The organism is Rhizobium sp. BK650, assembly GCF_014195325.1.
Classification (GTDB): Bacteria; Pseudomonadota; Alphaproteobacteria; order Rhizobiales; family Rhizobiaceae; genus Rhizobium.
Genome location: NZ_JACIBK010000003.1, coordinates 14618 through 27248, shown reverse-complemented (window position 1 = coordinate 27248; position 12631 = coordinate 14618). Strand labels below are relative to the sequence as shown.

Below are 12631 nucleotides of genomic sequence, written 5' to 3'. Positions count from 1 at the left end.
TCCTTGCAAGAGCCGCAACATGCCTTCAGATCTCGAACAGCTTCGCCGCGATGTGTCGCTGTCCGAGACAGCGGCGCGTTATGGCTGCAGGCTGCAGAGGAACGGTCAGGAGCATGTCGCCTGCTGCCCGTTCCACACCGAGGAGACGCCGTCCTTCACCATTTTCAGAGGGCAGGACGGCATCGAGCGCTTCCATTGCTTCGGCTGCGGCGCCAGCGGCGATGTCCTGGATTTCGTGCAGCAGATCAAGGGCGTGGATCTCGCGGAAGCCGTTCGGATTCTCGATGGCAGCGGCCATATCAGGCCGAAGGTAAGCCCGCGCAGTCAGCAGGTGCAAGACGCCTATGAAGGCATCACGCCGCTGACGCCCCCATCCGAGCCGATCAAACAGGGCGCCCGCATCCGTCTCTATAATCCCAAGCGCAAGGGCGACCGTTCCGAATGGGGCTCGTTTTCCCCGTCCATGGTCTTTCCCTATCGCCGGGCCGATGGCGCTCTGACAGGCTATGTGCTGCGTCATGATCTCGCGGATGGCGGCAAGGAAACGCCGATGGTCATGTTTGCCCGTCTGCCGGACGGGAGCGAGACCTGGTGCCGCTATCCCTTTCCCAAGCCACGCCCGCTCTACGGCCTCGAAACGCTCGGCAAGGTGCAGCAGGTGATCGTCGTCGAGGGCGAGAAATGCCGCGACAGGCTCGCCCAAAAAACCGGCCGCACCGTGATCTCCTGGGCCGGCGGCACGCAGGGCGTGAAACACACCGACTGGTCGCCGCTGGCAGGCCGCGACGTGGTGATCTGGCCGGATTTCGATGCACCCGGCCTTTCTACGGCAGACGAGATCGCCGCCATCCTCTCCGGCCTCGGCGCGCGCGTGCGGCTGACAGGCTTTGCCGATGCGAAAGCCGCCTCCGATCTCGCACCTTTTACTCATGCAGACTGGCAGGCGGGCCGCCTTCCGGCCAAGGGCTGGGATAGCGCCGATGCCGTCGATGCCGGCTGGACGCGCCTCGAGCTCGATGCCTTCATGCGCGCCACCGTCCGCCGCTATGTGCCCGCCTCGGCCGCGCCGCCGCCAGAAAAGCCGGGCCCAGAAAAACCGGGGAAGACAGAAAAGCAGGGCAAGTCCGGCCCGAAGATCGCTCCGCCGGGTGCCGATGGCATAGACCGCATGCCGGAATGGTTTCCGAGCCAGCCCTTCGGTTCCGAAGTCTGGCTGGCGCGTATCTTCAACGAACATCTGGAGCAGGCCTGCGGCGGACGGATCGTCCGCGCCGATGGCAAATTCTGGGCCTATGGCCCCTCCGCCTGGCGCCCTATCCCCGAGCAGAAAATCCGCCTTGCCATGCATGCCTTCGATGCCATCGGCATCGGTCCGAAAGAAAAGCCGCTGAAGCTCGGCCGGCACATGCTCGACGGCATCGTCAACGAGCTCGGTACGCGCATTGCCGATCCTGGCTTCTTCGACAATCCGGCCATCGGCGTCAATGCGCTGAACTGCACCGTCACCCTCGACGACAGGGGCAAGGTGATCTGCCGCGAGCATAACCCGGATGACCGTTTCCGCTTCACCATATCGGCGGACTATAACCTGCACACGGAAAGCCACCCGCCAGAGGGCTCGCTGCTGCACAGGCTGCTCTACGGCACTTTCCTCGGCGATCCCGATGCCGCCCACAAGATCGACCTCATTGCCGAAATGCTGGGGGCAGCCGCCTTCGGCCTTGCCACCCGCATCCGCCAGCCCAAGGCTTTCATTCTGCTTGGCGAAACCGCCAATAACGGCAAGTCCACTATCGCCTCGCTTTTTCGCGCGCTGCTGCCTGAAGGGTCCGTCTCCTCCATTTCTCCGGCCTTCTTCAATGATGAGAAGCGCATCATCAATCTCGCAGGCAAGGCGGCGAATGTCGCCGACGAACTGAGTGCCGCGGCAATCGCAGGCGAGGAATTCAAGGCTGCGGTGACAGGCAATCCGCTCGAAGGCCGCAGCCTTTACAGGAACGTCGAAAGCTTCATGCCCCGCGCACTGCACTGCTTCACCACCAACACGCTGCCGCGCTTCAACGGCGGTATCGACCGCGGCCTGCGCCGCCGCCTCGTCGTCATCCAGTTCAACCGTTCCATTCCCGACAAGGAAGTCATCCCCGACATTGCCGAGCGCATCGCCGATGAGGAGCTGGAGCTGCTGCTCGGCCTTGCTGTCGCCGGCGCCCAGCGGCTGAAGCGCAACGGCCACTACACCATCCCCGAAAGCTCCAAGGAGGCGCTGAATTCCTGGCTGCTGCTCGATCCGCTGAACGAATGGTTCGATATCCGCGTCCAGCCCACAGACAGCGAGCCATCCGGCGGCTGGCTGCGCACCGCAAGGCTGTTTGAAGATTTCCGCAAATGGGCGATCGACCAGGGTTACCGCGAAAGCTTCCTGCCGCCCGTCAACACCTTTTCCCAGCGGCTGAAATCCATGCCGGATGTGCGCCTGGTACGGTTTGCGAACGGCATGATCGCCCAGGGTGTCGCGCTGAAGGAAAGTGCCGCTTCTGCGATGAGCTACGGCGACGTTTTCTGAGATGCTGGAGCTTTGTTTTGACGCAATTCCTGCTGCACACTTTTACTGGAATTGCTGTGAAATAAGGAAGCCGCGAACGGCTCATTCCGTCGCGGCTTCGCTTATCCCGTTTTGCCCGCATTACGCTGCCGAAATGTCGTCATCCCGAGCGAGACAGCGCCCTCTCTCCGAGGGACGATGCGAGCCATTGCCAATCACACAGGTCTGATTGCCAGGAGTTTCGCCGGGTTTCGTCATGCGACGGTACCAACCATTATCGGCGAAAAGTTGTCGCGATATCCCGGACAGAAGGACCCGCGGCATGACCAGCGCCAATTTCCCCGAATGCCTCTCCATCACGCTCGCATCCGAAGGCGGCCTTTCCACCGACCGCAACGACCCCGGCAACTGGACCGGCGGCAAGATCGGCAAGGGCATATTAAAAGGCACCAAATACGGCATCTCCGCTGCCGCCTTCCCCGCTCTCGACATCCGCAACCTGACGCTCGACGACGCCAAACCCATCTACAAGGCCAGATACTGGGACATGATCGGCGGCGACGCCCTGCCCTCAGGCTTCGACCTCGCCACCTTCGACTACGCCGTCAATTCCGGCCCCGCCCGGGCGCAGCGCGACGCCCAGACGGTGATCGGCGCCGCCGCCGACGGCACCTTCGGCCCCATCACCCGCTTGCAGGCCGCAGGAGCCGGCATCGGGGAAATCAAGGCCCTTTGCGCAAGGCGGCTGAGCTTCATGCAAAGCCTGGCAATCTGGAAGAGTTACCGCAAAGGCTGGTCGGCGCGCGTGGCGAAGATCGAGGCGGAGGCGGTCGCGATGTTTTTGCGCAGCCAGCCCGGCGTTGATGTGAAGGCAGCCCTGGCGGATGAGGCCAATGAGGCCGAGAAGGCTGCGGCGACGCTACGGAAAGCGGGTGCGGCGATCGCGGTGTCGGCTTCGAGTGGTGCGGGGACCGGTGCGGCCCTGCCGGCGGAGCCGAATTTGGTGGTGCTGGGCGGGCTGATGCTGGTTGGGTTGATTGTGGCTGGTGTACTGGTGGTGAAGGCGATGCGGGAGAAGGAACGGGCGGACGCTTATCGGGCAGCAGAAACAGCCATCGGGCGCTAAGACCGAACGTTGGTTCTATCGCTGGTGACGTTCGCTGGCTCAAGAACGAGCCTAAAGCATGTCGCGGAAATGTGTGCAGCGGTTTTGCGGTAACGACGTGCGAGAACAAAGACTTAAAGCGTGGAAAGCGAATCTCAAAGATCGCGACGCGCTTTAGGGACCTTCCGCCTGCCGCCCTCATCGACGCAGGTCGTTTTCAACCCTCTTTAGAAGAAATCAAAATAACTCGAAGAACAGAATTCCCGCAAAGCGAGAATCAAAATAAAGATGCCTCGTCAATCACAGCACAAAACACCGTCAGCAGCTTAATTGAGGAATAATCATGCGCGCCACTATTGCAATGATATTGATTGCCACGGGATTGCTTGCCGGCTGCGCGCCGAGCGAACAGCAATATGATGCCGCCGTCACCATGCTGCAGGGAAGCCAGAAGGCGAGAACCGAACTCCTGAACGATTGCACCAAGGCGATGAGTGCCAAGGATGCAACGTGGCACCATAATGCGGCTGTCGTTATGAACGTATCTGACAAGGATGCCCCGCGAGTTGCCTGCAACCGCTACATTAAAGCAATGGTCTCCGGTCGCGCCACCTATCAGGACGCGCTCGACATGCAAAACCGCCGCTATACCCCGAAGCTCATCAAGATCTTCCAGGACCGCTGAGCCGAGCACATCAGATGTTGCGCCCGCCTGCAAACAGCACGGCGGGCGCAGGCAGCCAAAAGCCGGGAATCCGGAATCGGGAGAGATGAAGGCAGTGCTACCCGACACAGCCCGGATGTTCGCTTCAGGCGCTTGCAAAAGGGACTGCATCATCGCCTGATACCGCAAGGCAATAAGCTCCGCCGTCCGGCATTTCACGCAGTCCCCGCCCACACCTCAGCTGTTCAGCTTGAGCGCCAGCTGCTGCCCGCCAAAAACCTTCAGCACATGTTTGTTGATCGGCCGCATCGCCTCGATGCGTCGCTGCTCTTCCCGCCGGCGCGCTTCGTGGCGCTCGCGGTCTGCACGCAGCTGCGCGGCAAAGGCCATGGCCCTGTCTGCTGCTCCTGAATAACTCGGGCTTGCTGCCATCGAACTCTCCATCAGAACATAGCTGAGAACGTCTATATGTTCTCATTTTGTTCTCATTTTCGGATAAGTCAAGAGCGTCGTTTCAGGGCAGTAACAAGAGTGGGCTTCCGGCGCGGGACGAGCGGTGCCGGCAGAAAGGTGAGAAAGCGCCAAGTCTTTGGCGCAGCGAACTATTCTCTCGTCTGGAGCCAGACCATGGCGAAAGACATAAGACCGCAAAGGATCGCGATCAGAAGCAGGCTGTCCATCGAACTCCTCCTGTTTGTGGCAAAAACGCGGCAGAAGGATTTTGGTTCAATTGCTCCTTTATTTCAGGCGATCTTCTCCGTCTATGCCGGCCTAATCACGGTCATGATGACGATATTGCCCGCTTCGTCCCGGGCGCTGTCCGTCGTTGCAATGACCTTACCATCGAATTCCGCCTCAGCCTCGGCGAATGCCTCCCGCACCAGGCGAAGCGTTTCCAGATAGGCGCTGTTGTCCCGCCTCGGCATTTCAAGCAATGCCCTAATCCCTGCGCTATCGTCCGCCATGAAGCTTGTCACTCCTTTGCTCGACCTGTCGAGAATACCAGGATCGTCCCGCCTTGCCTTCCGGTAAAACAACATGTGGGTCAAGTGCCTGAAAATGCCTCCGCGCAGACGGCAGCCGCGTCCTTCTACACTACATCTCGCTTTATCCGCATCTCTCATGTATAAGCCCTCGTCCCATTGCCGCCCGGCCCCGGCCTTTCGCCTTTGGAGGGCTTGAAGGATCGGGCCTCTGCCACGACATGCGGCCGCGGGACCGACGACCGCACGAAAGAAGAATTGAGATCATGACAACGGCGAAGACGGCAACAGAGACGAACCAGCGCTATTTCAAGGCGCCGGTCTTTGCCGTGGCGCCCATGATCGACTGGACGGATCGCCACTGCCGTTATTTCCACCGCCAGATCAGCCGCAACGCCCTGCTCTATACGGAAATGGTCGTGGCCGACGCCATCATCCATGGCCCGCGCGAGCGCCTGCTTTCCTTCGATCCGGCCGAGCATCCCGTCGCCCTGCAGCTCGGCGGCTCGGACCCGGCCAAGCTTGCCGAGGCCGTGCGCATTGCCGAGCCCTATGGTTATGACGAGATCAACCTCAATGTCGGCTGCCCGTCGGATCGCGTCCAGTCCGGCACCTTCGGCGCCTGCCTGATGCAGACACCTGAGACGGTTGCAGACTGCGTCGCTGCCATGAAGACGGTCGCCAAAGTCCCGGTCACCGTCAAATGCCGCATCGGCGTCGACGAGCAGGATCCGGAAGTGGCGCTGCCCACCCTGATGACCCGGGTACTCGATGCCGGGGCCGACGCGGTCTGGATCCATGCCCGCAAGGCCTGGCTGAAGGGCCTGTCACCGAAGGAAAACCGTGAGATCCCGCCGCTCGATTACGAGATCGTCTATCGCATGAAGGCCCGCTTCCCCGAAGTCTTCATCGGCATCAATGGCGGCATTCAGACGCTGGATGAAGCGGCAGCCCATCTTGCCTATGTCGATGGCGTCATGCTCGGCCGCGCTGCCTATCAGAATGCCGCAATCCTTTCCGATGTCGATCATCGCTTCTTTGGCGCGCCCGCCGCCGAGCCGGACTGGAACGCATTGCGCGACCGCATGATGGCCTATGCCGAGAACCATATCGCCAATGGCGGCCGCCTGCAGCACGTCGCCCGCCACATGGTCGGCCTCTTCACCGGCCTGCCCGGCGCGCGCCGCTATCGCCAGATCCTGTCGACCGATGCCGCAAAACCCAATGCCGGCCCTGAAGTAATCGCCGCCGCCTTTGCAGCGGTCGATTTTTTGGGCACGGCGGAAGCCGTCAGCGCCTGAGGCGACATCGGGTAACACCGGACCCTCGCAGAAATCGGGGTTGAAGCCCGACCCATTTCCTTTCGTGTTTGAACGAAGTTCGATCGAACGCGTTTATGACTGTCCCCCAAGGAAGGAACAGGAAAGGAAACGCTCATGAAGAACCTCATGATTATCGCCGCTGCCGCCTCCCTCGGTTTTGTCCCCGTGGCGGAGGCCGCAGGCCAGCACAAGCAACCCAAACACGCCGCCGAGCAGGTCGCGAACCAACCGAGACAGCGTCTCGGCACTCTCTCCTGCGAAGTCGCCGGCGGGGCCGGTATGATCATCGGCTCGAACAAGGCGATCGATTGCAGCTTCAAGCAGAAAAGCGGCAAGGTCGAGCACTACACAGGCTCGATCGGCAAGCTCGGCCTCGATATCGGCGTCACCGGTAAATCCTACCTCAGCTGGGTCGTCGTCAACACAGCCCCCACCCGCGTCGGCGACGGCGCTCTCGCCGGCACCTATGTCGGCGCCTCGGCCAATGCCGCCCTCGGTGTCGGCCTCGGAGCAAATGCTCTTGTGGGCGGAAATTCGAAGAATTTCGCATTGCAACCGCTCAGCGGCGGAACCGGAACCGGCGTGAACGTGGCCGCAGGCGTCTCTCGCCTCGAGCTGAGAGCGACGCGGTAGCAACGTTGCCCTAGCGTTCGTGCAAGCTGTCCTGGAACGTCTTGATAAGCGGAGAAAAGAAATAACTGATCAGACGTCTCTCCCCGGTGACAATGTCGACGCTCGCGGTCATCCCTGAGGCGAGGCGAATTGGCCGGCCATCGATATGCATGGCCGGTTTCTCGAGTTTCAGGCGAACGGCATAGACCCAGTTCGATTGCTCGGCATTCTGCCGAGCATCGGCTCCCACTCCGCTGACTTCCGCCGCAAGCATCCCGAAACGCTCGGCAGGGAAAGCTGCCAGCTTCACGTAGGCGCGTTGGCCGGGCCGCAGAAAACCAATGTCGCTATTGTCGAAGAGCGCTTCTAATTCAAGCGGCGAGTCCTGGGGAACAATCGTCATTGTCGGCGTGCCTTCATCGAGAAAGCCGCCGATCGTCGAGACGCTCAAGTTTTCGACGGTCCCATCCACCGGCGACACCAGCGTCATGCTGGCAAGATTTTGCTTGGCTGCCTTGAGTTCGGCAGCGGCCCGAGCCATTGCAGTCGTGGTATCGTTCAGCTGCTTTTGATAGGTCACCAATCCAGCAGAGATGACCTTCTGGCGCTGCTTGCGGATTTCATCCTTCTCGGCGGCGAGCTGCTGCAGCGTTTTCGAAGCAATGTTCACCTCCCCTTCGACGACGGTCACTTCCCGCAGCCGGTCAAAATAATCTGCCCGGCTGATGACGCCCTGCTTTTCCAGTGCGTCATAGGATTTGAATTTGTCGGCCACGATCCGGTAATCGGCATCGGCGTTGGCGAGGCGGGTCTGGCTGACGCTTTCGGCGGATTCGGTCTTGTGCAAGGCGGAATCGAGTTGGGCGACATCATCGCTGATCGACACCAGGGTTGCGCGAACCAGGGCCGACGTCGCATCGGAGGCTGCGTACGGTTGACCAGACAACCGGTCCAGTCCCGACGATACGAAGATGGGAGATGCGGGATCCACCCGAGACAAGGGCGTCAAGATTGCCTGAGCGGCTAGGTGATCCTGTTCGAGCGCCCGAAGGTTCGCGGTGAGCTGGTCGACGAGGCTACGAGCCTCCGTATCCTCAAGATTGATCAGCGCATCCCCTTGCGAAACCCGCTGGCCTTCATGGACATTGATAGCGGCGACCTTCCCCTGAAAACGCGATTGAATGGTCTGCACCCGTGCGATCGGCACGATGCGCCCCTGTCCGGTCGCAATGATCTCAGTCTTGAACACCACGCTGCCGACTACGAACGACACGAACATCAGGAGAAATACCCAGATCGTCAGACGGAGGGTGGGCGACGGCGCTGCGATGGCGATCGTATCAGGCATGCAGCACCCGAAGCGGGGAATGGGAAGACGTACCCAGATCGATGACATTGACATCCTCGCCCAGCAGATCCCGGCGATGGGTGATGACGACAGTCGCGACTGTCTTGCTGACATTGGCGATCGTGGCGACAACGACGCTCGCCGCCTCATCGTCCAACGCGCTCGTCGGCTCATCGAGCACGAGAATCGAGGGCTTTGCAAGGAGCGCGCGCGCAATCGACAGCCTCTGGCGCTGGCCACCCGACAGAAAGCCGCCGCGTTCGCCGACCTGCTGCTCGATACCGTTTTGCAGGTTCGCCACGAAATCATCGCTGGCGCTTGCCTGCAGCGCCCACGCGATTTCCTCGGCGGTCGCCGACGGGTTGGCGATCATCAGGTTTTCAAGAATCGAGCCTGAAAACAGCACCGGCTCCTGCGGCGCGTAAGAAAGGCTCCTGCGCAGGCTGTATGGATCGAACTGGGAAATATCCCGCCCGTCGACGGCGACAATGCCCGATGTCGGCTGGTAGAGCCCGACCAGGATTTTTCCGATAGTCGACTTGCCGCAACCCGACGGGCCGACGATGATAGTGGGCCGGTCGGCGGTTATCCTGACCGAATATCCTTTGATGATGAAATGATCCGGCTGATAGCCGAACCAGATGTCCTTCATCTCAACCTCGGTAATATCTTGCAGGTCGAAGGCCGGCTTGGATCCCTCATCTTCAGGGGGCTCATTGATCAACTCCCCGAGCCGGTAACGGGCGACCTTCAAGCCAAGCCACTGCTGCCAGACCGTCGACAGCGACATAATCGGCCCGGCGACCTTGTCGGAGAGCATGTGAAAGGCGATGAGCTCCCCGAGCGTAATAGTATTGGCAAAGACCAGCTGGGCGCCAAAATAAATGATCAGAATATTGGAGGCGCTGCCAATGATGTGCTGGATTGCACCCGAGCCAATGTCCCATTTGACGACGCGGAACTGCTCAGTGAGGCTGGCGGTCAACGTGTCCTGCAGCCGGGCGAGCTGGATACGCTCACCGGCCATCGCCTTGACCGTGGTGAGGTTGCCCAAGATCTCGACAAGCCGGGACTGGTGAAAGGACTCCGCCAGGAACGCGGTCTGCATGCGGCTGCGGAGGAACGGCCCGAGCGCGCCAAAGGCGACGAGCTGCAGCGGCAGCGCGATTAGCACGACGAGGGTGAGAAACGGACTGAGCGCGAATAGCGCGACGACATAGATCACGGCGAAGAGGATATCGACCACGACGCTCGCCACCGTACCGGTCAGGAAGCCGCGCACCGTGTCGATTTCGCCGATGCGCGCCAACGTCTCACCGACCTGCCAACGCTGCAGGAAGGCGAGCGGCAAGCTGAGGACGTGCCGGAATATCCGGTTGGCCAGTTCCGCGGTCAGTCGGTTGGCGATATGATTGCTCAGGTAGGTTGACAGAGCATCGAGGATCACCGTGAACACGGCCGCGACCATCAGAATACCGACGATCAGAACCAGCGACGCCTCCCGCTGGAACGGCAGTACACGGTCAATCACCGTCTGGAAGACGAACGGCTGCACCAATCCCATCAGTCGGATGACGGAGGCGGTCAGCATGACTTCGGCGACGAGAGGTGTATAGGGCAAGGTCGATTTGGCGAACCACGCCAATGAGGCCGGCTCACCGCTGTTGCTTGAGGAAACTGACATGAATAAGCCGAGAAAACACCCGAATGAAATGGGCCTCTGCTTACCGCAGATGAGCATTGTCCGCAACCTGCCCTAGAAAATTCTCAAGACCTCAAACTTTTTCGGTCACATTCTCGAAGGTGAAGCTATGAAAGTCCGAAGCTGATCTTCCTCACACAAAAAGCAGCACGCGCGGAGACCTGAGCATGGACCAGCATTGCCGACGGTTATAGGCGATATTCAATTTAAGGATACTGATCTCGCACGCCCGCCCTCCAATTTACAGGTGATACTAGGTGTAAACGTGGAAAAGCTGCCCCATTAGCAGAACTTTCTTCGACACACTTGATTAAGTTGCAAAATACAGCATATTTCCTGCGCGCAGTTCGCGCATTCACAACTATTTACATTTTTAAGGAGAACATCCATGGCTTTCGGCAGCGCTCTCGGCAAAGTCTTCACATCGATCCCCTTGAAGGTTAACCCGAGCCTTCTCACCCCAAAGCTGGCCACGGGTTTCCTCCCAACTACCAGCAATCCTCTGTCGGCGTTGCTCGCGACAGCCCCCAAGAACTCCTTGCAGAATCTTACCCCGGCCCAAATCGCCGCAGTACAGGCCCTGCTCAAGAAGTAATGCGACCGGCGGACTGTCCTATCGTAGAGACGGTCCGCCGGCCGATCCTTGATAAGCAATCCGCACAACGGAATCGCGGGTGACGAAACGCTGATCGAAGCGCCGCAGGCCCGCCAACTGGTCCCCGCCCCCTACCTCTATCGCCGCACCGGTGGTCTTCCTGGCTTCACAATAGCACGGTGGCATCGTATTTTCGTTCCCTTAAGGCGGCCCAGATCCCCGCTCACTAGTCGCGACCGTAAACAGCCGTCGTATAGGAGCCAGCCAACATGAAAGACGTCGTCGCCTTGGTAACGGGCGCAAGCCGCGGTGTCGGCCGCGGAATTGCGCTTGCCCTGCTCGCCGAGGGCGCCACGGTCCACGTGACCGGCAGGACGCGTTCCGAGGCAGAGGCAAGCGAGATTAAGCGGATCGGATCGCTGGAAGGGCTCGCGCTTGAGGCTGCGACACTCCCCGGACGCCTTGTCGTTCATCACTGCGACCATAGCAACGATGCTGAGACCGAGCGCGTGGCCGCAGAGATCAGGGCCGGTGGCAGGCTGGACATTCTGGTGAACAATGCATGGCCAGGCTATGAAAACATGGTCGAAAATGGCGATTTCACCTGGCCCCGCGCTTTCTGGGAGCAGCCTGTCTGGCGATGGGATGCAATGATCGGAACTGCGCTGAGGGCGGCTTTCGTGATGTCGCATGCGGTTGCACCCGTCATGGTCTCGGCCGAGCGCGGCCTGATCGTCAATATCTCGTTCTGGGCAGCGCAATTCTACGACGGCAACGCGGTCTACGGCATAGCGAAAGCCGCCGCCGACAAGATGGCCGCAGACTTCGCCCATGATCTGCGTCCGCACCATGTTGCCGCCGTCGCACTCTATCCCGGCCTGGTGCGCACCGAAGCCGTCATGCAGAACGCCGAATATTTCGACCTGTCCAATTCCGAATCCCCGCAATTCATCGGCCACGTCATATCAGGGCTCTGGCGAGACCCTGGGCTGATGTCGAAATCCGGGCAGGTGCTGGTCGCGGCGGAGCTTGCTCGCGAATATGACATTGCCGACATTAACGGCTACAGGCCCGTCCCCCTCACAGCGGCGGATTTTGCGAAGAGCTGAGTTCACCGGCCTTTTCGAGTGCCGGCTGCGGATTCAAGCCATCACCAGCAGCAGCACATAAGCCACGACCGTCACCATCAGCCCGCGAAACGCAATCGTGACGAAGCGGTATTTGCAGCGCGCTATATGCGAGAGAATGTCGGCATTTTCCACATATTGGTCGAAGAGATAACGCTCGTCGCGGCGGATGGCCGCCTCGAAGAAAGAATCGCGATGTTTTGGCCACGCGCCCCAGAACATCGAGGTGGAGCGATCGAGCCGGCGCGGCAGCACGACGAGAATGGCCGAGAGAATCGAAAAGACCGAGGCCCCCGCCAGTAGCCCGGAAAAGAGAATGGCCTGTGGCGTGCCCTGCGCATAGCGCGCAAAGGTGAAGACCGCCCTGACCTCGGCGGAGCTCACAAGAAACGCGAGCATGAAAGTAAAGATATAAGCGGCCTTCTGATCCGATATCTTGATCTGATCGTAGAATATATCGTTGATTTTCTTGATATGGTCGAAATATTCTGAGCCTATATCCTCACTGGATGGAGAGGCGGAAGGCAGCTCCGCATAAATCTCGAACTCGCTCACTTAAATCCCCCGGCCTAGATAGTGTTTCCCTAATAATACACTCGAAGCCTAAAGCAAGAACACGTGTGCATCCGGC

12 protein-coding genes are annotated in these 12631 nt (G+C 60.1%); 7 read left to right on the top strand and 5 right to left on the bottom strand.

Translation table 11 applies throughout. The features are described 5' to 3' along the window. The first annotated feature begins 19 nt into the window (after positions 1 to 19). From FHX15_RS08230 to FHX15_RS08220, 3 genes are all read left to right on the top strand, one after another. Positions 20 to 2563, top strand: a complete 2544-nt coding sequence (locus FHX15_RS08230; RefSeq protein WP_184395406.1) for a CHC2 zinc finger domain-containing protein — start codon at positions 20 to 22, stop codon at positions 2561 to 2563. A 301-nt stretch (positions 2564 to 2864) separates the two neighbouring features. After that, complete coding sequence (locus FHX15_RS08225) at positions 2865 to 3668, top strand: glycosyl hydrolase 108 family protein (RefSeq protein WP_184395404.1); 804 nt, start codon at positions 2865 to 2867, stop codon at positions 3666 to 3668. A 322-nt stretch (positions 3669 to 3990) separates the two neighbouring features. Further along, entirely contained in the window at positions 3991 to 4332 is a 342-nt protein-coding gene (locus FHX15_RS08220; RefSeq protein ID WP_184395401.1) for a hypothetical protein, read from the top strand. A gap of 216 nt (positions 4333 to 4548) precedes the next feature. Here FHX15_RS08220 and FHX15_RS08215 read toward each other — a convergent pair whose 3' ends face one another. After that, positions 4549 to 4701, bottom strand: a complete 153-nt coding sequence (locus FHX15_RS08215) for a hypothetical protein (RefSeq protein ID WP_246778895.1) — start codon at positions 4699 to 4701, stop codon at positions 4549 to 4551. A 371-nt stretch (positions 4702 to 5072) separates the two neighbouring features. Further along, positions 5073 to 5276, bottom strand: a complete 204-nt coding sequence (locus FHX15_RS08210) for a hypothetical protein (protein ID WP_184395397.1) — start codon at positions 5274 to 5276, stop codon at positions 5073 to 5075. A gap of 284 nt (positions 5277 to 5560) precedes the next feature. Between FHX15_RS08210 and dusA the strand changes: the two genes are divergently transcribed. Further along, the gene (dusA, locus tag FHX15_RS08205) at positions 5561 to 6595 is read left to right on the top strand and encodes a tRNA dihydrouridine(20/20a) synthase DusA (protein WP_184395395.1); all 1035 of its coding nucleotides are present in this window, start codon (positions 5561 to 5563) and stop codon (positions 6593 to 6595) included. 135 nt (positions 6596 to 6730) lie between these two features. Beyond that, on the top strand, positions 6731 to 7249 hold the full coding sequence (locus FHX15_RS08200; RefSeq protein WP_184395393.1) for a DUF992 domain-containing protein: 519 nt from the start codon (positions 6731 to 6733) through the stop codon (positions 7247 to 7249). 10 nt (positions 7250 to 7259) lie between these two features. Here the strand turns inward: FHX15_RS08200 and FHX15_RS08195 are convergent, their stop codons facing one another. Further along, positions 7260 to 8576 (bottom strand): HlyD family type I secretion periplasmic adaptor subunit, encoded by a 1317-nt coding sequence (locus tag FHX15_RS08195; protein ID WP_184395391.1) that lies wholly within the window; start codon positions 8574 to 8576, stop codon positions 7260 to 7262. Further along, positions 8569 to 10260, bottom strand: coding sequence for a peptidase domain-containing ABC transporter (locus FHX15_RS08190; RefSeq protein WP_184395389.1), 1692 nt, complete (start codon positions 10258 to 10260; stop codon positions 8569 to 8571). The genes FHX15_RS08195 and FHX15_RS08190 overlap by 8 nt, the downstream gene beginning before the upstream one ends. 406 nt (positions 10261 to 10666) lie before the next feature. On the opposite strand from FHX15_RS08190, the gene FHX15_RS08185 reads away from it, so the two are divergent. Both FHX15_RS08185 and FHX15_RS08180 read left to right on the top strand, forming a co-directional pair. Further along, positions 10667 to 10873: a hypothetical protein gene (locus FHX15_RS08185; RefSeq protein ID WP_184395388.1), complete on the top strand. Its 207-nt coding sequence runs from the start codon at positions 10667 to 10669 to the stop codon at positions 10871 to 10873. A 269-nt stretch (positions 10874 to 11142) separates the two neighbouring features. After that, entirely contained in the window at positions 11143 to 11982 is an 840-nt protein-coding gene (locus FHX15_RS08180) for an SDR family NAD(P)-dependent oxidoreductase (RefSeq protein ID WP_184395387.1), read from the top strand. Positions 11983 to 12015: 33 nt separating this feature from the next. Here FHX15_RS08180 and FHX15_RS08175 read toward each other — a convergent pair whose 3' ends face one another. Beyond that, the gene (locus FHX15_RS08175; protein ID WP_184395386.1) at positions 12016 to 12555 is read right to left on the bottom strand and encodes a Pycsar system effector family protein; all 540 of its coding nucleotides are present in this window, start codon (positions 12553 to 12555) and stop codon (positions 12016 to 12018) included. Between the last annotated feature and the right edge of the window lie 76 nt (positions 12556 to 12631).